This window comes from Flavobacterium sp. MDT1-60 (assembly GCF_014844035.1).
GTDB lineage: Bacteria > Bacteroidota > Bacteroidia > Flavobacteriales > Flavobacteriaceae > Flavobacterium.
In genome coordinates this window covers 4680706-4704206 of record NZ_CP062159.1, presented here as the reverse complement: position 1 = coordinate 4704206, position 23501 = coordinate 4680706, and the positions used below count along the sequence as shown (strand labels likewise).

The window sequence follows — 23501 nt, the reverse complement described above, 5'->3', positions numbered from 1 at the left end:
TTTTATTCGGATTTGCGAAATCATCCCAAATACAAAAACAACTTTCCATTAAGCCAATTTGCACAAATCGGTTGTAGTAGTTGTTGGCAGTGATTATTTCTTTGTACCCATTTCTTGTTTTACAAGTTCGTTGACTTTTTCTTCATTAGTTGCAATAACCCATTTTTTTACATTTGCTGGTGGTCTTTTTGATTCAACTTTAGCAATAAAGTATTTAGTTTCAGCAACGTCTTGTGCGTTAGGTTGAAGTTCAACGTATTTTTTATAAGTTTCTAACATTCTGTCAGTTTCTTTATAAGAAACTCCTTCTGTGTAGAGTAAGTTTTTGTAGCATTTTCCAATAAAATAATTTACTGCAAAATATTGTTGAGAACTTTTATTGATATGTGGATATGCTTTTTCAAAATAATTAACTGACTTTCTAAAATTAGGTTTATCACTTGTGAAATTATTAATTCCACCATACCATAAGGCTCCAATATTTAAAGAATCTTTAATCAAAACTTCTTTAATTTCACTTTCTGCTTCGGTGTGCCTTTTTTGGTTTATGAGTGATAATGCCAATTGACATTTATAAGTTAAGTTTGAATTGTCAGATTTAATTCCTTCACGAAATATTTTTTCAGCTTCAATATTTTTATTTTCATTTAAATATTTGTTTCCTTCATTCAAGTAATTAATCTGCCCAAAAATATTTTGAGAAATTAAAATAAGTAGGATTAGTAGTTTATTCACTTGTGTTGTTTTATTAAGATTTTTTGTGATTTTGTGCAATAGTTACTCCCCACGTTTTGGTACTACAGCAGTTTTGGGAGTAAATTAAGCCCATTATCCGGATTTGCCAAAAACTTTCCAAATACAAAACCAATTTTTCATTAAGCCAATTGCCCAAATCCATAGGAGTAGCTGTTATGCCTCGTTTTTTTATAGGCAAACTGTTCTATTTCTTTTAATCTCTTTCGTTCCCTCTATTGGAAAGTCCATAAAATATCTGTCACTCAGATCTGCATTTGTAGTCATGTGAATAAGATTTGAAATAAAATACGAATGAGATAATCCTTCTAACTTATAAATGTTATAAAAATTGGAATTGCAATTTACTTGAATTGGTGGATTCAATCCTTCACTGTCTAACCAATGACGTATGAATATGTTACCACCTAATGAGAAATGATTAATTATTCCTCCTGAAAGTCTTAATGATTCATCAATAATCTTTGAATTTATTCCTCCTTGATAATCAAATGAAATAAGACCTCGAAATATTCGATTGTTATCAGTTCTTGACAATGTTGGAAATCTGACGATCGAGCTGAAATTCTCCACAACTTTATACAAACCATTTTTGTGTCCTCGATTCGATGCTGTTTTCGATTTAACTTCTATTAATGCTTTAACGCTATTTTGTGTAACAATTACAAAGTCTCCTTCACTAAATATTGGAGGTTGAGTATTATCATAAATTAATATATCAATCTGTTTCGAAACAACGTTTCCAGTAGGAGAAATTTGATTCAAAACAAATCCTGTTCCAACAGATAAATTATTTGGTAATCTATTTCTTAAAATGGTTTTAAGTATTTCTTCTTTGTATCTTCCGTCTTCTCCCCAATTAGCGTCCCCGATTAAATTTCGTACTCTATTTTTAATTGTGTCAAGTTCTCTGTTAACTGAGAGTTGATATTCTAATGTGTTAATCATATATTTTGTTGTGTTTTTTTAATGCATTTTCACCTTCAAAATGAGGCATAACGTTCTGGTAATAAAGCGCGTTTGGGACTAAATTAAGCTCATTATTCGGATTTATCAAATATCCCAAATACAAAAAAAAACTTTCTATTAAGCCAATTTTCCAAATACTTTGTAGCAGTTGTTTTATTCAGTTCTTCTCGTTTACTATTCTGCTAAATATTTATCTAACTGAAGAAACAAACTGTGACTATCGCTTGGGCGTTTAGCATTTGATTCAACTATATTTCCTTTTTTGTCAATAATTAAATAATGTGGCATTAAAACAATACTGTCTTTGGTTGAATTTTGATAGAGTTTTTCATATTGTGTCTCATCAACAAAATATGGTATCCCTCAATATTATATTTCTTGATTTGCTCATGCCATAAGTATTTATTTCCCTGACCAATATATAAATATTTGATGTCGCCTCTTTGTTTGTATTTGTCTTTTAGTGGTTTAGTAAAGTTTCTGAATTCTTGTAGACAAGGTCCACAAGTTGTTCCCCAGAAATCAACATACACAACTTTACCTTTGAAGTTGTCATTATATAATTGTTGGAAGGATGAGGCGCTTGGATTAATGGTTAAAAATTTTATATTTTCATTTGTAGTTATTCTGTTAATTAAAAAAAACTTTGTCAGAGTGAAGCAAACTATAATAGCAATTATATAAAATAATGGTTTCAGCAGCTTAGGCCTTTGTTGTTTTTTATAAAGTTTGAAAAAGTAAAAACTACAACTCAACAAAATTAAAATCACAAAACTTTTTAGATAAATAAGAAACATTAAGGTCTGATTTCTCTCGAAAACTTTGTCAAGAATATTTGCTTTTTGTTGTTTGTTGAAAGAGTATAAATCCTGTACAACAGTTATTAATTCTTCTCTTACTTCCTTTTGCCAGTCAAGATAGTGCTGTGTAATATCTATTCCCAGCACGGGGATTATCGCTATCATAATTGCTGCTAACCAAAAATATTTAGATTTAATCATTATAATTTAAAAGATTAGAGTTGTCAAATAAAATTGCATGTAACTTGTACATTTGTGTGACAAAATCATTCAGATCCATTCGATTTTGATTTGAATAAAGTATGACAGACGCCATACTTTGTTCAAATCAAATATATAGATAATTCTTAATAAAGCGTCAAAGGTATTTTTTAATTTGTTGAATACTTTTAATACTTATAGGAGTAAAATTCAGTAGTTTGCTACTGCTACGAAGTAATAATTCTTGTATATAACGCAAATCAGTTCCGCTTTCTAATAAAGGTGTGGCATAGTTGCGACGTAACCAATGAAGAATTACTGGTTTTGTGTCAACTTTTTGAAGAGATAGTTTTAAACACTTTGTCCCAAAAAAATCCTTCTCTCAAAGTAATCAGAATACTCAAAAGAACAATTTAATCAACACACTCCATTAGCAATAAATCGCCATTTTGATGCGTGATCGTTACAAGTCCGTCTTGTGCCACAGAATTACTGCTTCCGGTTCTGTAGCCCATTGTGAGCGTATCGTTTTGCAACGGATACTCTAAATTCGTCGAGTAGATTCCATTTACAACACCAATTGGAATCAAAGAAATAGGTGTTTTTGCCGTGTACCATTTTTCGAATTTGTTGGGTAATAAAAATATTTTGGAATGATCGTCAAGAATTACAATTTTAAGTAAATCACGGTAGCGAACAATATTGGTAAGGTTTGTAATAGTATGATCAGCGCGCTTTCCGGTGGCCCAAACTACGTTTACAGCCGGAATTTTTCGGTCAATTAAATAATCGAAAGCTTTTTCAAGATCTGTTTTGTCCTGATCTGGTGTGTGTACAATTTCAATTGGATATTGTGACGTTTTATAGATTTCAGGATCAAAACCACGATCGAAATCTCCCAAAAGGACATCGACTTTTATATCTAATTCAATCACTCTTTCGATGGCAGAATCCAAAACAACAACAAGTGGTGACCATTCAAGCAATTGTCCTAATAGTTCTGGATTGCAGGCAGCTCCGTTGGCAATAATTAAAGCGGGTTCCTGATCGTCGCGAACTATATGGTGTGATGACATGCTGAATTGTTTTTTTATTTGGGTGCAAAGGTACTGCTGTATTTTAGATTTCAGATTTTAGATTTCAGATTTTTTGCCACAGATTGCACAGATTAAAAGAATTAATCATCCTAGATCCTTTAATCTGTGGTAAAATATTATATATCCAGTAGACGGCGATGGTAATTGATTTGTCCTAAATGGTAGGCTAAATGTGTCGAAAGATGCACTAAAAAGAATTCAGTTGTCATTTCTTTTTCGAAAACAATTTGTGGATAAATAGCTTTTAAATCGGCTTCAGTCAAAGAATCGAAAGTATTATTTACAACTAAAATCGTTTCGTCAATTTTGCTAATTAATTCTGATCTCGGTACATCTTTTAAAGAAAATTCTAAAGGGCGATTTCGTACATAACCTGTTTTTCCTAGTTCAGCACCAATATAAGTATTTAGGTTTCCAATTAAATGTAAACAAAGATTTCCGGCCGAATTTGAAATGTTTTTGTCAATTGACCAGATTTGACTTTCGTTTTGATAGGATTCGATTTCGACTTTTAGTTTGTTTAGATCTCTGTTAAAAAGTGATTTTAGAGTTTCTGTTAGCATATGTTTTTGTTTTAGGGTCTGTTTTTTATCGGAATCCAGATTTCTTCTTCAGAATCAGGATCATCTTTTTTATATCTTTCATCCATTACAGCAAAATGGGGTCTGTCATCTACTGTATATTCAGAATTCGGCAGCCATTCTGTAAAAATTGAATGATATGTTTTGTAACCCTCAGTTGCTGGCCCTCTGTGTATAAAAACTGCATATATTCCCGTTGGTATTATTAAGGACTCCATTTCAGACGGAATGGTATCTAAATCTTTTACTTCGACAGCGGCCCATTTCTGGAATGTTCTGTCGGCATCAAAATTATCGAAATATTCTTGTGGGAAAACTTCAAGCGAATATAAATTAGAATCGACCGTATTTTTTATTTCCTTTCGCCCTGGCATAAAACTGCTCCATAATTGAAATGTTTTATTTTCCATAAAAGACATGATAGTATGTTTGCCGATTAATTTTTTTTCGGTTAAAATTTTAATTTGAGCCTCCATTTTTGTTGGTTTATTTGATGGTATATTTTTTTAAATCGGTTTCGCAAAGCGAGAAATAACCTAAAGGATAATTATTCTTATCAGTTGTGTTGATGATGTTTCCTTTTACGGTTGCCGGAGGAGACTGAAACGGGCCGCCAACGTTACTGCCTGCAATGCTCACTAAAATATTCATGTAATTATAATATTGTTTCGAAATTCCGTAATGTGTTATTTCAATTTCATTTCCAATTTCTAATTCGTCATCATCTGAAAGACTGAAAAATTCATTTCCATTAAAAAATTTATCTTCATCTACATAATAGCTTGATTTGATTTTATTGGAATATACATGGCGGTACAAATAAAAATTATCTACATCTCCGGGATCATTGTAAAAAGCTTTTATTTCAATATCTTTTCCTGTAAAACCGCCTTCATTATTTTGTTCAATTCTGGTGATTGGAGCTACAGATTTTAGAATCTCACTTGCTGTATAAGTACTTCCGCCAGTAATTACGGTCAGTGTGTATTGTTCTTCGATTACAGGTTTGAAATTAGTACATACATATCGGCCCGTTTTTGGAACTTCGATAAAATTAAACCGTTCATTGAGACTATTTTTTATATAAATAGTTGCACCGGAAACGGTTGGGATTACGTTTTCGAAATATCCGGTCGTTGTCGTCAACTTGATGGTTTGTTGTTTACCTGTGGTGCCCTTTTGCCAGTTTATAGCGGCTTCGATTACCAATCTTGGTGGCGCAGTATCTAAATCAACATCAACAACTTCTTCGCAGCTGGTGAAGAAAATCGATATAAAAAATACTATTAATAAAGTTACTTTTTTCATGTTATATATTTTTAATTTCTGATAACAGAAGTAATTTTTAAAATTTAAAATTATAACTCACGGCGGGTACAATTCCGAAAATCGATGTTTTTACCGCTTCATTTTCACCAGTATCTACGTTTTGGCGGAAATTAATTGAAGCTGCATTTTTTCGATTATATAAATTATAAATACTAAAAACCCATTCACCTTTCCAGTTTCTATCTTTGTTCTTTCTTGGAGTTAAAGTTGCCGAAACGTCAAGATGATGATATGCTGGTAAACGGTGTTCATTTCGTAAGCCGTAACTTGGAACTGTAATTCCTAAATATTCGTATTGTCCGTTCGGATAAGTAACTGGTTGTCCGGACTGTAATGCAAAGTTAGCACCAAATGACCATTTTTCGTTCAGATTATAGGCAGATGTTACTGCTAAATTATGCGTTTTATCATACGCAGAACTATACCATTGACCATTATTGATTCCTGTTTCTTCAGGAGTTCTTCCAGGTGTTTGTTGTTCTGATTTTGATAAAGTGTATGAAATCCAGCCATTGAATTTGCCTTCATTTTTTTTGAACATTACTTCTAAACCATAGGCGCGCATTTGACCATTTAGGATCACTTGTTCTATGGCATTGTTTGCAATTAAATCGGCGCCATCAATATAATCCAGACGATTTTGAATTTCTTTATAATAGGTTTCTACCTCTATAGAATAAGCACCGTTTTTAATATTTCTAAAATAACCTAAAGCAACCTGATCAGCAATTTGAGGTTTTATATAAGTATCACTCGGCATCCAGACATCAAGCGGAGTAGGAGATGAGGTATTGGAAATCAATTGAAGATACTGTGCCATTCGGTTATAACTCGCTTTAATAGCTTCATCGTCGTTTAATTGATAAGAAGCTGAAAAACGTGGTTCGAGATTATTGTAACTTTTAATAACCTTGTTTTTTCCGTAATATTTAGTGTCAATTGGAGTTCCCTTTTCGTAAATCTGCAAATCCGAGTTAAAAACAACAGCATCATTATTTTCGTATAGATTAACCGTTGATTCTCCTAAACGATAAAATAAGCTATATCGTAATCCATAAGCAATAGTAAGTTTTTTTGAAAGCTGATTTTCGGCATCGATATAAAAAGAAGGCTCGAATGCATATTTTTTATCTAATTGATCCGAATTAATACCGGATTCAGAATCACTAGGTTTTATAGTTCCCGGATTGAATTCGTAGTAGATTCCGTTTAAACCATAATTCAGTTTGAATTTATCTGAAATGTAATGTTTGAAATCGTATTTGATATTATAGTTTCTAATACCTGAATCCCATTTGAAACCAACAAAGTCCAAATCAAGACCGTAATAATAATCGCTGTAAATCAAAGAAAGATTTGAAAATAATTTTTCAGAAAATAAATGATTCCAACGAAGATTTAAAGTTGAGTTTCCATAAATGTTGGTAAAACTTTTGTTTAAACTAAAGACATCACGCCCAAAATATCCTGATAAATATAAATTGTTATTGTCATTTAATTTGTAGCTCAATTTGGTATTTAAATCATAAAAGTACGCCGAATTATCTTTTTGATCTTCCGATAGTTTAAGGAATAAATGAGCGTAAGAAGCTCTTCCTCCAATTAAAAAGGAACCTCTATCTTTTACAATTGGCCCTTCAGCAAGGATTCTGCTGGAAATTAAACCAATTCCCCCATTTACATGGAAATCTTTACTGCTACCATCTTTCTGATAAATATCCAGAACAGAAGAAGCTCTTCCGCCGTAACGTGCCGGAATTCCACCTTTATATAATTTTAGATCTTTAATAGCATCCGGATTAAAAACGGAAAAGAAACCAAAAACGTGAGACGAATTAAATATTGTTGCTTCATCTAATAAAATTAAATTCTGATCGGCACCGCCGCCGCGAACGTTGAATCCGGACGCACCTTCGCCTGCATTAGTAACTCCCGGAAGTAATAAAATTGATTTTAAAACATCGACTTCGCCCAAAACGACCGGCATTTTTTTGATAGTGGCGATCGAGAGTTTATTGGCGCTCATTTCCGGCGACTTGATATTGATTTTGCCTTTGTTGTCTTTAACGACAACTTCCTGAAGTTCTTCGCCGCCTTCGTTCAACCCAAAATTCATTTTAGTATTTTGATTTAAGTTGACGGTTTTTTGAACAGTTTGAAATCCAAGGTAAGTAATTTCTATTTGATGTTCACCAGCCGGAGCAGTAAGCGAATAAAAGCCATATTCGTTGGTGGTAGTTCCTATTTTTAAAGATGGGATATAAATATTGACTCCAATTAAGGTTTCGTTGTTTTTAAAGTCGGTTATGGTACCGCTTAAAGTAAATTTTTCCTGCGAAAATGAAGTTAAAGTCGTAAAAATTAGAATAAGAAAAATGCTTATTTTTTTTGTAATCATCTTCGTAATTTTGATTTACATAGTTATGAATTCTTACTAAATATTAGGACGTAACGATTGTTAAACATTAGTTAAGATAAAAAAAAGACAACCTTTTGAGGTTGTCTTTTAAATATATAACAATATTCTGCTTATTTTATTTTAGCAATAATTGCATTGAATGTTTCACTAGGACGCATTGCTTTGCTTACTAATGCCGGAGTTGGTTGGTAGTAACCACCAAGTGTTTGAGGTTTTCCTTGTGCACCAATTAATTCAGCATCGATTTTAGCTTCGTTAGCTTCAAATTCAGCAGCGATTGGAGTGAAAATTGCTTTCAATTCTGCATCTTTATTTTGAGCAGCCAAGGCCTGAGCCCAATAGAATGCAAGATAAAAGTGCGATCCGCGGTTGTCAATTTGCCCTATCTTACGGGCTGGAGATTTATCATTAGCTAAGAATTTATCGTTTGCTTCGTCTAAAGTTTCAGATAAAACAATTGCTTTAGAATTATCTAAAGTTTGTCCTAAATGTTCTAATGAAGCACCAAGAGCCAAAAATTCTCCTAATGAATCCCAACGTAAATATCCTTCTTCAGTAAATTGTTCAACGTGTTTAGGAGCAGAACCTCCGGCACCAGTTTCGAACAATCCACCACCATTCATTAACGGAACGATAGATAACATTTTTGCTGAAGTTCCTAATTCTAAAATTGGGAATAAATCAGTTAGATAATCACGTAATACGTTTCCGGTTACAGAGATAGTGTCTAAACCTTTGATGATTCTGTCTAAAGTAAATTCAGTTGCAGCTACAGGGTTTAAAATACGAATATCTAAGTTTACCGTATTATAGTCTTTTAAATATCTTTGAACTTTTACAATTAATTCTCTGTCGTGTGCTCTGTTTTCGTCTAACCAGAAAACAGCAGGAGTATCAGATAAACGAGCTCTGTTTACAGCTAGTTTAACCCAGTCCTGAATAGGAGCATCTTTCGCCTGACACATTCTGAAAATGTCATTTGTCTCAACGTTTTGTTCCATTAAAACATTTCCATTTGTATCAACAACACGAACAACTCCGTCCCCTTTCATTTGGAAAGTTTTGTCATGAGATCCGTATTCTTCCGCTTTTTGAGCCATTAATCCAACGTTAGGAACACTTCCCATGGTTTTAGGATCAAAAGCACCGTGTTTTTTACAGAAATCTATAGTTGCAGTATAAAGTCCCGCGTAAGAACGGTCCGGAATAACAGCGATTGTATCTTGTTGTTTACCTTCTTTATTGTACATCTGTCCAGAAGTACGAATCATAGCTGGCATAGAAGCATCTACGATTACATCAGAAGGAACGTGTAAGTTTGTAATTCCTTTATCAGAATTAACCATTGCCAAAGCTGGTCCGTTTTCGATCGCTTTAGTAATGTCAGCTTCAACTTCAGCCTGTTCAGGTCTTCCTGCAATTTTTGCGTAGATATCACCTAAACCATTTCTTGTATCGATATTTAATTCATTGAATAAGGCTTCGTATTTTTTGAAAAGATCAGCAAAATAAACTTCAACGATAGCGCCAAAGATAATTGGGTCTGAAACTTTCATCATTGTTGCTTTTAAGTGAACAGAAAGCAATAAACCTTCTTTTTTAGCATCAGCAATTGCTTCAGCAGCAAAAGATTTTAATTTAGTCACACTTAAAACAGAACTGTCGATTATTTCTCCAGCTTTTAAAGGAGTGCTTGCTTTAAGAACAGTAGTTGTACCGTCTTTGGCAACGAATTCAATTTTTACATCATTAGCTTCTGCAACCGTAAGTGATTTTTCACTTCCGTAAAAGTCACCATTTGGCATTGAAGCTACCTTAGTTTTTGAGTCAGCAGACCAGGCACCCATAGAGTGTGGATTTGCTTTTGCAAAGTTTTTAACCGCTCTTGGAGCTCTACGATCAGAGTTTCCTTCACGTAAAACAGGGTTTACAGCAGAGCCTAAAACTTTAGAATATTTAGCTTTAATTTCCTTTTCAGCATCATTTTGAGGCTCTTCAGGGAAATCAGGGATTTTGTAACCATGAGACTGTAATTCTGCAATAGCCGCTTTTAATTGCGGTACTGATGCAGAAACGTTTGGTAATTTGATAATGTTAGCTTCAGGTTGTGTTGCTAACTGACCAAGTTCAGCGAGAGCATCTCCGGTTTTTTGAGCATCTGTTAAGACTTCAGGAAAATTAGATAAAATTCTACCTGCTAACGAAATGTCTCTGGTTTCAATAGCAATCCCAGCCGTAGCAGTAAATGCCTGAACAATTGGTAACAAAGAATAAGTCGCTAATAGAGGCGCCTCATCAGTTAAGGTGTAAAAAATTTTTGAATTCTGTGTCATTTTTTTTTTTTTTTTATAATCGTATCGCCAAAGGATGGTGATGGAAAAGGTATAGTCGGCTCAAAATGAGCGGAGCAAATATAATAAAATCAGTCCGAAAACGGTGTAGTTTTGTAGAGAAAAACAGGAATTATGAGATTGTTATTTTGGAATCTTTAAATTGTCAAATCGATGATTTTGATATTAAAATTTTACGGTTTTGATATTTTGAAAATTAGGCACAAAAAAAAACTCGTTTCAAATGATATGAAACGAGTTTTTTATAACAAAGAGATAAATGATTATCTTCTTTTATCTTTAATCTTAGCTTTTTTACCAGTAAGTTCTCTGAAGTAGAAAATTCTAGCTCTACGTACAGCACCTTTCTTGTTGATTTCAATTTTTTGCAAAGCTGGCAAGTTTACCGGGAAGATACGCTCAACTCCAATAGCTCCTGACATTTTACGAATAGTAAAAGTTTCTGTGTTACCAGAACCTCTTCTTTGAATAACAACTCCTTTAAAAAACTGAGTTCTTGTTTTTTCACCCTCTTTAATTTCGTAGAAAACTGTGATAGTATCTCCAGCTCCGAAAACAGGGAAATCTTTTTTAGCAACTAATTCGGTTTGAACGAATTTCATTAAATCTGCCATGATATCTTATAATTATGGTTTTATAATAGAGCAACATTCACGGATCTCGCCAGAGGTTAGTCTAATTCGGGTGCAAATGTAGAAAATAATTATGAATTATAAATTGTAAATTGTAAATTATTTTAACTTGTTGATAAAATGGATGTTAGTCTCAGTTTTCGATCTAAGTTAGCAGATAATCGAATTCACTGAAAACTGAGACTGAGACTGAAAACTACTCCTGAAGTAAATCTGGGCGTCTATTCTTAGTATGTTCGTATGCCATATCCTCACGCCATTTATCGATTTTGGCAAAGTGACCGCTCGTTAAAACTTCCGGGACTTTCCATCCTTTATAGTCTGCCGGTCTTGTGTATATAGGTCCTGAAAGCAAATTATCCTGAAAACTATCTGTCAATGCCGAAGTTTCATCGCTTAAAACTCCAGGAATTAAACGGATTAAAGCATCTGATAAAACCAAAGCGCCTAATTCGCCTCCGGATAAAACATAATCACCAATCGAAATTTCTTTGGTAATAAAATGATCACGTACACGTTGATCCACGCCTTTATAATGGCCGCATAAAATGATAATGTTTTCATACATCGACATGGTGTTGGCCATTTTTTGGTTCAACGTTTCTCCATCTGGCGACATATATATGATTTCATCGTATTCACGTTGACTTTTCAAATGCGTAATGCAGTCATCAATCGGTTGTACGGTCATTACCATTCCGGCACCACCTCCAAACGGATAGTCATCGACACTTTTTTGTTTATTGGTAGTATAATCACGCAAATTATGAAAATGTACTTCAACTAAACCTTTATCAATGGCTCGTTTCATAATCGAAGCCTCAAACGGACTCTTTAATAATTCCGGTAAAATTGTAATAATATCAATTCGCATTTTTTTTCTTCAAAAGTTCTAGGGCTCAAAGATACAAAGTAAATAATTGAGAATTTTAAAAAACAAAAATCAAATATGTAAGTCTCTTATTTAGATGGAATTGCAAATGTTTTGTTTTGGTAAATTCTTTATTTTCAACTAAATACATAATAATTATATAACATTACAATGTTTTTATGTAAATGATTTAGTACTAATTTTAAGTAATCTTACTTACTAATTGAATTCACTCATTCTACCAAAAACTTTAAATGTTAATTTATGAAAAAATATGTTTTATTAATAGCTATAATATTTTTAACTGCCTGTTCAAGTTCAAAAACTACAGGAGATAAATGGATTGGAAAAACGAAACAAAATCTTATGAAAAACTGGGGCACTCCTATAAGAGTATTTGATAACAGTACAAATGGAGAGATATTTGTTTATGCGGACCAGATTTATGATGAATCAAATAGAAATAATTCAAGAGAAGCCGGTTCAAGTTACTGGAATTACACTTATATGTATGTGGATAAAAATGGGAAAGTGTCTTCTTTTAGAAATGAAAAACAAAATTATGCTCCACAAACACTGGATTCTGATAAAATGGCAACAATGAATTTATTGACTGCGAAGTAAATTGTTTAAAATTAGTTTTATAATTTTCTGCTGTCGCGAATATTAAAGTGTATTAATTATCAAAATATCCCACATATTTTTTGATAACTTTCAGCCATACAAATTTGAAATAGGTTGCAATATCTTGTCCCTACGGGACATGGTGGTTAGGTAAACATGTTTTTCGTTACCAATATAAAATTCCTAACGGAATATTTTTTTTATTAATAGTTTCAAACAGAAAAATTAGTTATCAATATATTTAAAATAAGTATATTCTTATAAAAAAATAATACCTTTGTTTGTAGAAATCAACTATAAAATCAAAATAATGATTTTGGATATTTTATATCGTTCCGCTAGGAACAAAATGTTGGTAGTAGAAAAAAGAATATTTTCGCACGAAATTGTCCCATAGGGACGACATATTATGGCAAACACATACACTCAGATACATATTCATTTTGTTTTTGCAGTAAAATTTAGGCAAGCAATAATCGGCAATGAGTGGAAAGAAGAACTCTATAAATATATTGGGGGAATTATTAAAAATAACAATCATAAACTTTTAGCTATAAACGGTGTTTCAGATCATGTTCATATTTTGATTGGAGTAAGACCTGTACAATCAATTTCTGATTTGATGAAAAATATCAAACAAGATTCTTCAAAATGGATTAATGCAAGTAAATTTTTAAAAAACCATTTTGAATGGCAAGAAGGATATGGAGCATTTTCATATAGTAAGTCACAGTTAAATGCAGTAGTTAATTATATTCAAAGTCAAGAATTGCATCATAAAAAGAAAACTTTTAGGGAGGAATATGTAGATTTTCTTGAAAAATTTGAAGTAGATTATGATGAAAAGTTTATTTTTAAGGAATTAATATAAAATTATTTCCAAAAAAATATAATGCCAAAACCAATAAAAATCTTCGCCATAACTGGAAGTACAAGAAAAAACTCGAGCAATTATAAAATCTTAAAATTTATTTCAGAAAGTATTAAAACCCAGTTTGAAGTCGAGATATTTGAAGATTTGAATAAACTTCCACATTTTAACCCTGATTTAGATACAGAAAACCCGCCGGAGAATATTATTTCATTCCGAAATAAAATTGCTCAGGCTGACGGAATCATAATCTGCACGCCAGAATATGTTTTTAGTTTACCCGGCAGTTTAAAAAATGCTTTAGAATGGTGTGTTTCTACCACAATTTTTTCCAAAAAGAAAGTTGGATTAATTACCGCTTCCGCTTCTGGAGAAATGGGGCATGAACAATTAATTTTGATAATGAAAACTTTAGAAGCACAATTCGAAGAAAATCTGCTGCTAATACAAGGTATTCGTGGGAAAATTAATGAAGAAGGGAAAATTATAGATAACGAAACCTTTGTAGCCTTACATCAACTTATAACTAATTTCGAAAATCAATTTTTTACTGAAAAGTGATGTATTTCAATAAAAAGAGTAGATTTACTTTCGGATTTTTTTAAGATAAGAAATGGTCACAAGAAGAAACTTCATTATAAATACAAGCCTGGCTGCAACTGCAGTTTTAGCTTCTCCATCATTTGCATTTACCATGGATAAAAAAGAAATAGGTTTACAGTTATACACCTTGCGTGATGAACTTCCAAAAGATGTAAAATCAACTTTAGAGAAGGTTGCAAAAGCAGGATATACTACAGTCGAAACTTATGGTTTTTCGATAAAAGACCAATTTTGGGGATTGACGCCAATTGAACTTAAAAAAATCTTAGATGCCAATCATTTAAAAGCCGTTAGCGGACATTATAACTTAGGAAGCTTTTTATATGATGGAAATTTAGAAGAAGTAAGAGCAGCCATTGAAGCTGCAAAGATTTTAAAAAACGAATATTTAACCATTCCGTGGGTTGATGAGCCTTTTCGAAATGATTTCCATATCATTGCCGCCCGTTTAAATGAAGCCGGAAAAATGTGTGCAGATGCTGGTTTAAAATTAGCCTATCATAATCATGATTTTGAATTTAAAAAACAGGATGGTGTCACAGGGTATGAGATTTTATTAAAAGAAACAGATAAAAATTTAGTATCTTTTGAATTGGATTTATATTGGGTAGTTCGCTCAGGCAATGATCCGCTTAAATTATTTAAGGAAAATCCGGGGCGCTTTAAATTGTGGCATGTTAAAGATATGGATAAAGCAAATCCTGCTTTAAATACCGAAATTGGTTCAGGCTCTATTGATTTTAAACTCTTTTTTGCAGCAGCAAAACAATCGGGACTGATTCATTTTTTTGTTGAACAGGAAAATAATTATGTTCCAAATTCTTTTGATTCCATTAAAACCAGTTGTGATTTTATTTCGAAAAAATTAATCTAATAATAATTTATGAAGAAACTTCTTTTGCTGTTTTTGTTGATTCTTTGTTCGTGTCACTCAGAAAAAAAAGAAAATTCAGGTACAAAACCACAATCTAATCCGGAAGAAAATTTACCGCCTCAGCCTTATTTTACACACATTAAAAGTAATGATGTTAAGCTTGGCGAACCTGTTTTTGGTGAATGGCTGTATTCTCATAAAGAAAAAGGGCAGAGTTATAAACAATTCATGAAAACACCTCATGTTGTTCCATCCAAAGAAGAGAATATTATCTATTTAAAACCTATCGGAAAATTTAATTCGGTACAATTGAGACAAATTGAATTAGTTCGTCAGTACTTGCAGATTTTTTTTCAATTAGAAACTAAGGTTTTAGAAAATGTTTCAAATGATATTATTCCTGATCATGCCAGACGAATTGGCGATGTTGGACAAGAGCAATTTTTAGCAGGTTATATTTTAGAAAATGTTTTGAAAGAAGAAAAACCTTTTAAAAGAATTGCTTTAATGGCAATAACAGAAAAAGATTTGTATCCCAAACCCGAATGGAATTATGTTTTTGGACTGGCCTCTTACAGAGAAAAAATCGCGGTAAGTTCCATTCACAGAATGCAGGAAGAAGCTGATTTTAATTTATGTTTAGAGCGATTGTTGAAAATATGTTCTCACGAAATTGGACATATGTTTGGCCTGCATCATTGTATTAATGCTAATTGTGTGATGAATGGCACCAATAGTATGCCGGAAACAGATACTCATTCTTTAAGATTGTGTTCACTCTGCCAAAGAAAATTAAATTCAGGATTTAAATACGATAATAAAAAACGGTTAGTAGAATTAGAAAAGTATTTTAAAGAAAACAATTTAGCTGAAGGAATCGAGTTAATGAAGAAAGACTTAAAAAGTATTCAATAAATAAAAAGTTAATTAAAAAGCGTTAGTATGCAAAGTTTCGGAACAAGCAAAGAATTTATAAAAGGGGATGATATAGAATGGGAAGTGGTTGGTGAAGGAATCAAACGTAAAATCCTGGCCTACGATGATCGCGTGATGTTGGTCAATGTTCATTTTGATAAAGGCGGAATTGGCACTTTGCATGAACATTATCATACTCAGGTGACTTATGTTTCAAGCGGTAAATTTGATGTTACGATTTCAGGAGTTACACAAACATTAAAAGAAGGGGATAGTTTCTATATTCCCCCTCACGCGATTCATGGTGTTGTTTGTTTGGAAGAAGGAATGTTAACGGATGTTTTCAGTCCGATTCGTGAAGATTTTATGAAAAAATAAAAGCTTAAAAGTCAATACAATTTCTAAAATACCAATCTGATTTGATCCTAACGTTGAAAAATTTATACTTTTTTTAAAGTTTTGATTACAATTAGATTGGTATTTTTGCAAAATGAATTTATCCAAAACGAATGTCTTATTTATGGCAGCTTGCACTGGACTTATAGTTGCAAATCTTTATTACTGCCAGCCTTTAATTGTTTTAATTGCCAGCGAATTTAAAATTCCTGAAGCCAGCGCGGGAACAATAACCTATCTGACTCAGGCCGGATATGCGATTGGTTTGTTTTTTATGGTACCGCTTGGCGATAAACTGGAGCGTAAAAAACAAATTTTAATGACCACTTTTGCTTCTGTAATTGCCTTAATTATTGCAGCAACGGCAAAAAGTTTCTTCATTTTACAAATTGCTTCTTTGTTAATCGGAATTACTTCGATTGTGCCACAGCTTATTTTACCTTTGGCAGCTTCCTTAAGTTCGGTAGAACAGCGAGGAAAAGTCATCGGAACAATCATGAGCGGATTGCTTGTGGGAATTTTGCTTTCCCGAACTTTGAGCGGTTTTATTGGTCAGGTTTTAGGCTGGAGATCGATGTTTTATATTGCTGCCGGAATTTGTCTTTTGATCTTTTTTGTGATTCAGAAAAAATTCCCCGTTAATAAACCTCAATTTCAGGGAACTTATGGGCAATTAATTCAATCCCTTTTTACTTTAATAAAAACACAACCCATTTTACGTGAAGCGACATTAATTAACGTGTTTAGTTTTGCGCAATTTGGAGCATTTTGGACGACAATGGTTTTGTTGCTTTCGGGAGAACCATTTCATTTTAATAGTGCCACAATTGGTTTATTCGGAATTGTCGGAGCATCGGGAGCCCTGGCAGCACCATTAGTTGGAAGATTAGGAGATAAAGGTGGTTCCAGGGTTGCAGTTGGTTATGGCTGTTTATTGATATTAATTAGTTTTATAATTTTCTATTTTTCAATAGAAAGCGTCATCGGAATTGCAATCGGAATTGTTTTTATCGACATCGGAATTCAGGGTGTTCACATTTCAAATCAAACCAGGGTATATTCATTATTGCCAGAAGCCAGAAACAGATTAAATACTGTTTTTATGTCGTTTAGTTTTCTAGGAACAGCAGCAGGATCTGCTTACGGATTATTATTGTGGAAACTAGGTGGGTGGCATGCGGTAGCTATCGGATGTGTTGGTCTTTCAGTATTGGCATTAACAGTTTACGGACTTACTTATAAATCGAAATCTAAAAAATAGAAAGGACAAATTGATACCGAATTAATTTGTAAATTTGCAATCAAAATTAAAAATAACAACATGGAAAACGGAATATACGCTAAATTCAACACAAGCAAAGGTTCGATTTTAGTAAAACTAACACACGATTTAACACCGGGTACCGTAGGGAATTTTGTAGCTCTTGCAGAAGGAAATATGGAAAATAAAGTAAAACCTCAAGGACAAAAATTCTATGATGGATTAACTTTTCACAGAGTTATTCCTGATTTTATGATTCAGGGTGGATGTCCTAAAGGAACCGGAACTGGAGATCCAGGATACAAATTTGATGATGAATTTCACCCAAGTTTAAAACACGATCGTCCGGGAGTTTTGGCAATGGCAAATTCAGGACCTGCAAGTAACGGTTCTCAATTTTACATTACTCACGTTCCAACTTCTTGGTTAGACGGAAAACATACTGTTTTTGGTCATGTTGTAGAAGGTCAGGATGTAGTTGATGCTGTTGCTCAGGGAGATAATCTTGATGCAGTAGAAATCATCAGAGTTGGTGAGGAAGCTGAAAAATTTAATGCTATTGAAGCTTTTGTTGGTTTAAAAGGCGCACGTCTTAAAAGAGATGCAGCTTTAAAAGCAGAATCTGAAGCAAAAATGGAGCAATTGGCTGCTGGTTTTGATAAAACAGATAGTGGTTTACGTTACAAAATGATTCAAAAAGGAGACGGTAAAAGAGCAGAAGCTGGTAAAACAGTAGCAGTTCATTACGAAGGGTCTTTAGAAAGCGGAAAAGTTTTTGATTCTTCTTATCCACGTAAAAAACCAATCGAATTTAGATTAGGTCAGGGGCAGGTTATCGAAGGATGGGACGAAGGTATTGCTTTATTACAAGTGGGTGACAAAGCTCGTTTTGTAATTCCATCTGATTTGGCTTATGGAGCTGCTGGAGCTGGAGGAGTTATTCCACCAAACGCAACTTTGATTTTCGACGTTGAATTAATGGAAGTAAAATAAGATTTATAAACAATTTAGTTTTGTTTTAAATAGTAATCCCATATGTTTCGGCATATGGGATTTTTTTATATTTACTTTAAAATAAAACAAAAACAATGAAAGTAAAAATCTTAACATTAGCTGCTGTAACATTACTTGTAGTTTCTTGCGGTACAAAAAAAACAGTTGCCGCTACAGCTACGACCGAAACAGTAAAAGCTGTAGAATTGACTCCTGAACTGGCAGCAGGTAAAAATATGTATGAAAATAATTGTACAAAATGCCACAAGCTATATGAGCCAAAGAAATTTACTCAGGAAGAATGGGCACCGATTTTAGTGAAGATGCAGAAAAAAGCACATTTAGATGATACACAAATGGCTTCAATTACAAGTTATATACATTCTCAATTATAGGAGAATCAGGATAAAAGAAATTATAATTAAACTATTCAGTAAATCTTTATTGAATAGTTTTTTTATTTCACAATGGAATAAAAAAAAAACACCTTCAAGATGAGGTGTTTCAAAAATTATGAATTGCTGGAAGATGTGTTTTCAACTGCAATTATTTTTAAGGTTTTAATTCCGGCAGGCAATTCCCAATCGACCTGATCGTTTTCTTTAAATCCAATTATAGCCACGCTTAATGGTGCTAAAATGGATATTTTTCTTTCGGTTACATTGGCTAATGATGGCAGAACAATCTGAATTTTCATTTGCTTGTTTGCCTTTACATCTTCAATGGTAACATGCGAATTGATTCTGATAATTGAATTGTCTAATGTACTTTCTTTACTAATAATAGCGCGATCGAGTTCTTGCGAAAGCTGACCTACTTCTTTAGCGTTTGTCTCATTTTTACTTTTTAAAATCAACTCTCTTAAAAGCTGATAATCTGTTTTACAGAAAATAGGTGTTGGTTTCATATTCTAAATTATTTATTAAATATTGATTTATAAGCAATGTGTGTTGTTCTTTTCAATTTGAACAGACGTGCAAATTGAAATTTGAAAATGTTTTGTTTTTGGAAAATGTGGTAAAAAGAAAATAATTATTTATTTGAAGGAAATGAATAATCTTTCAAATAGAATAAATGGTAAAATTTGGTAAAAATCCCCCGCCTTAAAGAAGAAAATGAAGTAGACGGAGGCCTAATTAATAAAGGCCTTGTTGTGTGAAATGATTATAACAGCAATTGGCTTTCTCCTTAGAGAAAACAACAATATCGAAGCCGTAAATAATAATGTGATCACCATCGGTAAAATGTAATAGAATTGTAAAGATAGGGAAACCAGATTAAAATACTAATCTATTTCCATTTGATACTGCAGCCAATACTTGGTTTTTGCTGTTCATTCAAACTTCGGTTATAAATCAAGGCATCAATGGCACTTCGCAAATCACTTCCGCTTAACGGAATTCCGTTTCCGGGTCTGGAATCATCTAACTGGCCTCGGTAAAATAATCTGTTTTGATTGTCAAATAAATAAAAATCGGGTGTGCAGGCTGCTTCATAAGCTTTGGCAACTTCTTGAGTTTCATCAAATAAATAAGGGAAAACTATTTTGTTTTCAAAAGCAAATTCAGTCATCAATTCTGGAGAATCTTCAGGGTATTTTTCAATATCATTACTCGAAATAGCAATTACTCCCAATCCCTGAACACGGTAATCATTGGCAATCATGATAATTTCTTTGAGAACATGAAGTACAAAAGGAGAATGATTGCACATAAAAATGACAAGAGTTCCTTTTGATCCTTTTAAATCTTCAAACGAATATTCATTATTAGAATTGGTGTCTTTTAGATTAAAGTCTGGAGCAAGTGTTCCAAGCGGAATCATATTTGAAGGAGTTCGTGCCATTTTTTCTAAAGAATTAGTTATTCAAAAATAACTTTTAATTCTGTAAAAGAAAGATCACAAGGATAATTATTTTTTGCCACAGATTACGCAGATTATAAAGATTACCTTAGTCTCAAAATAGATAATAAAATTTTTGAAATCTGTGCAATCTGTGGCATTACTTTATGAGTTTAGAAAGTTTAACAAATCTTCGTTTAAACGATCTTTTGCAGTATAGAATAAGCCGTGTGGTGCGCCTTCATAGACGATAAAAGTATTATTTGCTATGGCCTCGGCGGTTTTTTTTGAACTTACTTCAATAGGAACATTTTTGTCATCATCTCCATGAATAATTAAAGTAGGAACTTTTATAGTATGAAGTTCATCTCTAAAATCTGTATTAGATAAAGATTCGGCACATTTTAGCGTTGCCCTAGGCGAAGCAGCAGAGCAGAGCGTCGTAAAATATTCAAGTAATGGCGTACTCAAAGGTTTGTTAATTATAGTAACGCCAAAAAATATTTTGCCAAAATTTTCAAGAAATCCTATTCTGTCTTCTCTAATTGCAGTTGCTGTAGTTTCTCCCTTTTCTTTTGGACGCCCTTCAGGATTGTCATCCGTTTGTAATAAAAATGGAATTATTGATGAAATTAAAGCGGCTTTTGTGACACCCTTTCCACCGTGACGGCTAAAATAACGAACGACTTCACCTCCTCCCATAGAGAATCCTACAAGTGTTGCATTTTCTAATTGAAGTTGTTCAATGATTTCACTCAAATCATCAGCTAATGTGTCGTAGTCATAACCATCCCAAGGCTGTGATGATTTACCAAAACCACGACGGTCGTACGCAATAACTCTATAATTATTTTGAACCAGGAACTCAATTTGATATTCCCACATCTCGTTAGAAAGTGGCCAGCCGTGAATCAGAATTACAGGTTTTCCTTTCCCGTAATCTTTCACGTAAAGCTGTACATTTTTGGCTGTTTTTATGTATTTATCGGTATTTTGTTCGTGAATATCAAAATCAAAATCTTTTAAAGAGTGATCGCTATTGAGTATCGTATTTTCCATTTCCTATATTTCTTTGTGGATTAGCTTAAACTGTTGTCTTGTAAATTTAGAAATGGAGGTAAAAAAAAGGGTTACAGAATTAAGGATAATAATTACAAAATTAATAGGTTTGTAATTCAACTATATAGAAAACAAAATGGATTTAACCTGGAGTGAATTTGAAAGAACTGAAATGCGAGTAGGGACTATAATCGATATAAATGATTTTCCTGAAGCACGAAAGCCTGCATATCAACTAACAATTGATTTTGGTGTGGAGATTGGTATCCGAAAATCATCGGCACAAATAACAGTTCATTATAAAAAGGAGGATTTAGTAAACCGACAAATTATAGCAGTGGTTAATTTTCCGAAGAAACAAATTGGAAAATTCATGAGCGAATGTCTGGTTCTTGGTGCGATAGGTAAGGAGGGAGATGTAATTTTATTGACTCCCGATTTTAAGATTGAAAATGGATTGAGAATAGGATAACTAGTTTTCAGTCTCAGTCTCAGTATTCAGTCTGGAAACTGAGACTGAGACTGAAAACTATTTTATTTTCTCAATTAACTTGTTTAAAATCAACTGTCCTTCTTCCCAATATTTTAAATCAGAATCAGAGTTGATGTGGCCTTTTTGACCAACGTTTACAAAATCGCTTCCCCATTTTTCAGCCAAATATTGTTTTCTTTCAAAAGTGGCATATGGATCGTTTTCGCTCGCCACTACAATGGAAGGAAAAGGTAATTTAATAGTTGGAATCGGTGAAAAATTGCGTGTACATTCTGGAGTGTGTTGAGGTGAATCTACATCAGCGGGAGCAACTAATAAAGCACCGACAATATTTTTGTTAGTATTAGCTTCTGCCCAGTGCAAAACTAATGAAACAGCTAAGCTATGTGCGACGAGAATAGTAGGTTGATTAAGTTTAGCGATTTCCTCATTTAATCTTGCAAGCCATTCTTCGCGAACAGGTTCATCCCAATTGTCCTGAACTAAACGAATTGAATTTTTGAATTTTTTATGCCAAAAGGTCTGCCAGTGTTTGTCACCGGAATTTCCCAATCCGGGTAATATTAATAAGTTTGTTTCCATTGCCGTGGATTTATTAAATGATTATTTTTTAGTTTGTTTTTCTTTTAAAACTCGGTTTACTTCGTTTACCACTAGTGGAAAAGCCGGATCTGTCATTCCATGGCCGTAACCGTCTAACTCAAAAAGTTTAGTTTGTTTATGTCCTACTAATTTCATCATACGTTCCATATAAGCGTTTTCTTCATAACGGCCTAATATTTCTAATTCGCGGTCTCCTGTTATCAATAATAGGGGTGGAGCATCGGCACGAACATAAAATAAAGGCGCATAGGCATCAATCGTTGGTGTTGTATCCGGAATACCGTTTTCTCTTCTAATTTCAAAATGGGTAATACACTGACTGCTAAGCGGAATAAGTCCTGCAATTTTATTAGCATCAATTCCTTCTTTTTGAAGCCATTTTTTATCTAAGCCATTCATCAAAGCCAAATACGCTCCTGCAGAATGTCCTGAAACAAAAATTTGCTCAGTATCGCCTCCATAACTTGCAATATTGTTAAAAACCCAGGCGATTGCCGCTGCGGCGTCTTCAATACATTTTGCCGCTTTAACTTTTGGAGATAATCTATAGTTTACGCCAATAATAGCGAAACCTTTATTTTTTAAAGTTTCTGGAATTTCTTTGCTGCCACCGGTTAATCCGCCTCCGTGAAACCAAACTATTGTTGCAAAACCTTTGCTGTTTTTAGGATAGTAAATATCCAAAACACATCTTTCATTTATGTAAGAGTCAGATTTATTAATTGCAGTGCTGTAATATTGAATGTTCGATTTGGTTTCGTATTCTAATTTCTGAGCAAAAGAGGTAACTCCAATAAAAAGAAAACTAAGTAAAACGATTATTTTTTTCATATTGTATTAGTTGTGTGTTTAGGACTAAGAATCTAAAATCTGAAGTCTAAAATCTAAAATACTAAATTTATATATAAAAAAAGTCCAAAATGCAGGACAAATTGGACTCGTACTTTTTAAAAAGTTATTGGGG

The 23501-nt window shown here is 33.1% G+C and carries 26 protein-coding genes; 10 read left to right on the top strand and 16 right to left on the bottom strand.

Going from position 1 to position 23501, the window contains the following annotated elements; genetic code table 11:
• Positions 1-93 precede the first annotated feature (93 nt).
• From IHE43_RS19870 to trmD, 11 genes are all read right to left on the bottom strand, one after another.
• Complete coding sequence (locus tag IHE43_RS19870) at positions 94-735, bottom strand: M48 family metallopeptidase (RefSeq protein ID WP_192185521.1); 642 nt, start codon at positions 733-735, stop codon at positions 94-96.
• 189 nt (positions 736-924) lie between these two features.
• Positions 925-1701, bottom strand: coding sequence for a DUF6602 domain-containing protein (locus IHE43_RS19865; RefSeq protein ID WP_192185520.1), 777 nt, complete (start codon positions 1699-1701; stop codon positions 925-927).
• 308 nt (positions 1702-2009) lie between these two features.
• Positions 2010-2723, bottom strand: a complete 714-nt coding sequence (locus IHE43_RS19860) for a hypothetical protein (RefSeq protein WP_192185519.1) — start codon at positions 2721-2723, stop codon at positions 2010-2012.
• A 413-nt stretch (positions 2724-3136) separates the two neighbouring features.
• Positions 3137-3799, bottom strand: a complete 663-nt coding sequence (locus IHE43_RS19855; protein WP_192185518.1) for a thiamine diphosphokinase — start codon at positions 3797-3799, stop codon at positions 3137-3139.
• A 137-nt stretch (positions 3800-3936) separates the two neighbouring features.
• Positions 3937-4383, bottom strand: coding sequence for a DinB family protein (locus tag IHE43_RS19850; protein WP_192185517.1), 447 nt, complete (start codon positions 4381-4383; stop codon positions 3937-3939).
• Between the two features lie 11 nt (positions 4384-4394).
• On the bottom strand, positions 4395-4877 hold the full coding sequence (locus IHE43_RS19845) for a GyrI-like domain-containing protein (protein ID WP_192185516.1): 483 nt from the start codon (positions 4875-4877) through the stop codon (positions 4395-4397).
• Positions 4878-4887: 10 nt separating this feature from the next.
• Positions 4888-5709: a DUF4249 domain-containing protein gene (locus tag IHE43_RS19840; RefSeq protein WP_192185515.1), complete on the bottom strand. Its 822-nt coding sequence runs from the start codon at positions 5707-5709 to the stop codon at positions 4888-4890.
• 37 nt (positions 5710-5746) lie between these two features.
• On the bottom strand, positions 5747-8128 hold the full coding sequence (locus IHE43_RS19835; protein ID WP_192185514.1) for a TonB-dependent receptor: 2382 nt from the start codon (positions 8126-8128) through the stop codon (positions 5747-5749).
• A 131-nt stretch (positions 8129-8259) separates the two neighbouring features.
• Complete coding sequence (locus IHE43_RS19830) at positions 8260-10482, bottom strand: NADP-dependent isocitrate dehydrogenase (RefSeq protein ID WP_192185513.1); 2223 nt, start codon at positions 10480-10482, stop codon at positions 8260-8262.
• Between the two features lie 281 nt (positions 10483-10763).
• Positions 10764-11114: a 50S ribosomal protein L19 gene (rplS, locus tag IHE43_RS19825; RefSeq protein ID WP_007804248.1), complete on the bottom strand. Its 351-nt coding sequence runs from the start codon at positions 11112-11114 to the stop codon at positions 10764-10766.
• Positions 11115-11328: 214 nt separating this feature from the next.
• On the bottom strand, positions 11329-12006 hold the full coding sequence (gene trmD / locus IHE43_RS19820; protein WP_192185512.1) for a tRNA (guanosine(37)-N1)-methyltransferase TrmD: 678 nt from the start codon (positions 12004-12006) through the stop codon (positions 11329-11331).
• 261 nt (positions 12007-12267) lie between these two features.
• On the opposite strand from trmD, the gene IHE43_RS19815 reads away from it, so the two are divergent.
• From IHE43_RS19815 to IHE43_RS19775, 9 genes are all read left to right on the top strand, one after another.
• The gene (locus tag IHE43_RS19815) at positions 12268-12627 is read left to right on the top strand and encodes a hypothetical protein (RefSeq protein WP_192185511.1); all 360 of its coding nucleotides are present in this window, start codon (positions 12268-12270) and stop codon (positions 12625-12627) included.
• Between the two features lie 409 nt (positions 12628-13036).
• Positions 13037-13498 (top strand): IS200/IS605 family transposase, encoded by a 462-nt coding sequence (tnpA, locus tag IHE43_RS19810; protein ID WP_192185510.1) that lies wholly within the window; start codon positions 13037-13039, stop codon positions 13496-13498.
• A 21-nt stretch (positions 13499-13519) separates the two neighbouring features.
• Positions 13520-14059 (top strand): NADPH-dependent FMN reductase, encoded by a 540-nt coding sequence (locus IHE43_RS19805; protein ID WP_192185509.1) that lies wholly within the window; start codon positions 13520-13522, stop codon positions 14057-14059.
• A 52-nt stretch (positions 14060-14111) separates the two neighbouring features.
• Positions 14112-14975: a sugar phosphate isomerase/epimerase gene (locus IHE43_RS19800; RefSeq protein WP_192185508.1), complete on the top strand. Its 864-nt coding sequence runs from the start codon at positions 14112-14114 to the stop codon at positions 14973-14975.
• A 9-nt stretch (positions 14976-14984) separates the two neighbouring features.
• Entirely contained in the window at positions 14985-15890 is a 906-nt protein-coding gene (locus tag IHE43_RS19795; RefSeq protein WP_192185507.1) for an archaemetzincin family Zn-dependent metalloprotease, read from the top strand.
• A gap of 27 nt (positions 15891-15917) precedes the next feature.
• A complete protein-coding gene (locus IHE43_RS19790; RefSeq protein WP_192185506.1) occupies positions 15918-16268 on the top strand; it encodes a cupin domain-containing protein in 351 nt (116 codons plus the stop codon).
• Positions 16269-16410: 142 nt separating this feature from the next.
• The gene (locus IHE43_RS19785; protein ID WP_225585214.1) at positions 16411-17547 is read left to right on the top strand and encodes an MFS transporter; all 1137 of its coding nucleotides are present in this window, start codon (positions 16411-16413) and stop codon (positions 17545-17547) included.
• Between the two features lie 60 nt (positions 17548-17607).
• On the top strand, positions 17608-18540 hold the full coding sequence (locus IHE43_RS19780; RefSeq protein ID WP_192185504.1) for a peptidylprolyl isomerase: 933 nt from the start codon (positions 17608-17610) through the stop codon (positions 18538-18540).
• A 95-nt stretch (positions 18541-18635) separates the two neighbouring features.
• The gene (locus IHE43_RS19775; protein WP_192185503.1) at positions 18636-18935 is read left to right on the top strand and encodes a cytochrome c; all 300 of its coding nucleotides are present in this window, start codon (positions 18636-18638) and stop codon (positions 18933-18935) included.
• Between the two features lie 116 nt (positions 18936-19051).
• Here the strand turns inward: IHE43_RS19775 and IHE43_RS19770 are convergent, their stop codons facing one another.
• The 3 genes from IHE43_RS19770 to IHE43_RS19760 form a co-directional block, all read right to left on the bottom strand.
• Positions 19052-19447 carry a GreA/GreB family elongation factor gene (locus IHE43_RS19770; protein WP_192185502.1) on the bottom strand — a complete coding sequence of 132 codons (396 nt, stop codon included), beginning with the start codon at positions 19445-19447 and terminating at the stop codon, positions 19052-19054.
• Between the two features lie 383 nt (positions 19448-19830).
• Positions 19831-20385: a thioredoxin family protein gene (locus IHE43_RS19765; protein WP_192185501.1), complete on the bottom strand. Its 555-nt coding sequence runs from the start codon at positions 20383-20385 to the stop codon at positions 19831-19833.
• A gap of 162 nt (positions 20386-20547) precedes the next feature.
• On the bottom strand, positions 20548-21441 hold the full coding sequence (locus IHE43_RS19760) for an alpha/beta fold hydrolase (protein ID WP_192185500.1): 894 nt from the start codon (positions 21439-21441) through the stop codon (positions 20548-20550).
• Between the two features lie 136 nt (positions 21442-21577).
• On the opposite strand from IHE43_RS19760, the gene IHE43_RS19755 reads away from it, so the two are divergent.
• Complete coding sequence (locus IHE43_RS19755; RefSeq protein WP_192185499.1) at positions 21578-21913, top strand: tRNA-binding protein; 336 nt, start codon at positions 21578-21580, stop codon at positions 21911-21913.
• A gap of 57 nt (positions 21914-21970) precedes the next feature.
• Here IHE43_RS19755 and IHE43_RS19750 read toward each other — a convergent pair whose 3' ends face one another.
• Complete coding sequence (locus tag IHE43_RS19750; protein ID WP_192185498.1) at positions 21971-22516, bottom strand: alpha/beta hydrolase; 546 nt, start codon at positions 22514-22516, stop codon at positions 21971-21973.
• 21 nt (positions 22517-22537) lie between these two features.
• The gene (locus tag IHE43_RS19745) at positions 22538-23368 is read right to left on the bottom strand and encodes an alpha/beta hydrolase (protein WP_192185497.1); all 831 of its coding nucleotides are present in this window, start codon (positions 23366-23368) and stop codon (positions 22538-22540) included.
• Positions 23369-23501: the final 133 nt, after the last annotated feature.

Excerpts from the sequence above, each read along its gene's own strand:
- IHE43_RS19865 (WP_192185520.1), bottom strand. The coding sequence starts at position 1,701 with ATGATTAACACATTAGAATATCAACTCTCAGTTAACAGAGAACTTGAC.
- IHE43_RS19860 (WP_192185519.1), bottom strand. The coding sequence starts at position 2,723 with ATGATTAAATCTAAATATTTTTGGTTAGCAGCAATTATGATAGCGATA.
- IHE43_RS19855 (WP_192185518.1), bottom strand. The coding sequence starts at position 3,799 with ATGTCATCACACCATATAGTTCGCGACGATCAGGAACCCGCTTTAATT.
- IHE43_RS19850 (WP_192185517.1), bottom strand. The coding sequence starts at position 4,383 with ATGCTAACAGAAACTCTAAAATCACTTTTTAACAGAGATCTAAACAAA.
- IHE43_RS19845 (WP_192185516.1), bottom strand. The coding sequence starts at position 4,877 with ATGGAGGCTCAAATTAAAATTTTAACCGAAAAAAAATTAATCGGCAAA.
- IHE43_RS19840 (WP_192185515.1), bottom strand. The coding sequence starts at position 5,709 with ATGAAAAAAGTAACTTTATTAATAGTATTTTTTATATCGATTTTCTTC.
- IHE43_RS19835 (WP_192185514.1), bottom strand. The coding sequence starts at position 8,128 with ATGATTACAAAAAAAATAAGCATTTTTCTTATTCTAATTTTTACGACT.
- IHE43_RS19830 (WP_192185513.1), bottom strand. The coding sequence starts at position 10,482 with ATGACACAGAATTCAAAAATTTTTTACACCTTAACTGATGAGGCGCCT.
- rplS (WP_007804248.1), bottom strand. The coding sequence starts at position 11,114 with ATGGCAGATTTAATGAAATTCGTTCAAACCGAATTAGTTGCTAAAAAA.
- trmD (WP_192185512.1), bottom strand. The coding sequence starts at position 12,006 with ATGCGAATTGATATTATTACAATTTTACCGGAATTATTAAAGAGTCCG.
- IHE43_RS19815 (WP_192185511.1), top strand. The coding sequence starts at position 12,268 with ATGAAAAAATATGTTTTATTAATAGCTATAATATTTTTAACTGCCTGT.
- tnpA (WP_192185510.1), top strand. The coding sequence starts at position 13,037 with ATGGCAAACACATACACTCAGATACATATTCATTTTGTTTTTGCAGTA.
- IHE43_RS19805 (WP_192185509.1), top strand. The coding sequence starts at position 13,520 with ATGCCAAAACCAATAAAAATCTTCGCCATAACTGGAAGTACAAGAAAA.
- IHE43_RS19800 (WP_192185508.1), top strand. The coding sequence starts at position 14,112 with ATGGTCACAAGAAGAAACTTCATTATAAATACAAGCCTGGCTGCAACT.
- IHE43_RS19795 (WP_192185507.1), top strand. The coding sequence starts at position 14,985 with ATGAAGAAACTTCTTTTGCTGTTTTTGTTGATTCTTTGTTCGTGTCAC.
- IHE43_RS19790 (WP_192185506.1), top strand. The coding sequence starts at position 15,918 with ATGCAAAGTTTCGGAACAAGCAAAGAATTTATAAAAGGGGATGATATA.
- IHE43_RS19785 (WP_225585214.1), top strand. The coding sequence starts at position 16,411 with ATGGCAGCTTGCACTGGACTTATAGTTGCAAATCTTTATTACTGCCAG.
- IHE43_RS19780 (WP_192185504.1), top strand. The coding sequence starts at position 17,608 with ATGGAAAACGGAATATACGCTAAATTCAACACAAGCAAAGGTTCGATT.
- IHE43_RS19775 (WP_192185503.1), top strand. The coding sequence starts at position 18,636 with ATGAAAGTAAAAATCTTAACATTAGCTGCTGTAACATTACTTGTAGTT.
- IHE43_RS19770 (WP_192185502.1), bottom strand. The coding sequence starts at position 19,447 with ATGAAACCAACACCTATTTTCTGTAAAACAGATTATCAGCTTTTAAGA.
- IHE43_RS19765 (WP_192185501.1), bottom strand. The coding sequence starts at position 20,385 with ATGGCACGAACTCCTTCAAATATGATTCCGCTTGGAACACTTGCTCCA.
- IHE43_RS19760 (WP_192185500.1), bottom strand. The coding sequence starts at position 21,441 with ATGGAAAATACGATACTCAATAGCGATCACTCTTTAAAAGATTTTGAT.
- IHE43_RS19755 (WP_192185499.1), top strand. The coding sequence starts at position 21,578 with ATGGATTTAACCTGGAGTGAATTTGAAAGAACTGAAATGCGAGTAGGG.
- IHE43_RS19750 (WP_192185498.1), bottom strand. The coding sequence starts at position 22,516 with ATGGAAACAAACTTATTAATATTACCCGGATTGGGAAATTCCGGTGAC.
- IHE43_RS19745 (WP_192185497.1), bottom strand. The coding sequence starts at position 23,368 with ATGAAAAAAATAATCGTTTTACTTAGTTTTCTTTTTATTGGAGTTACC.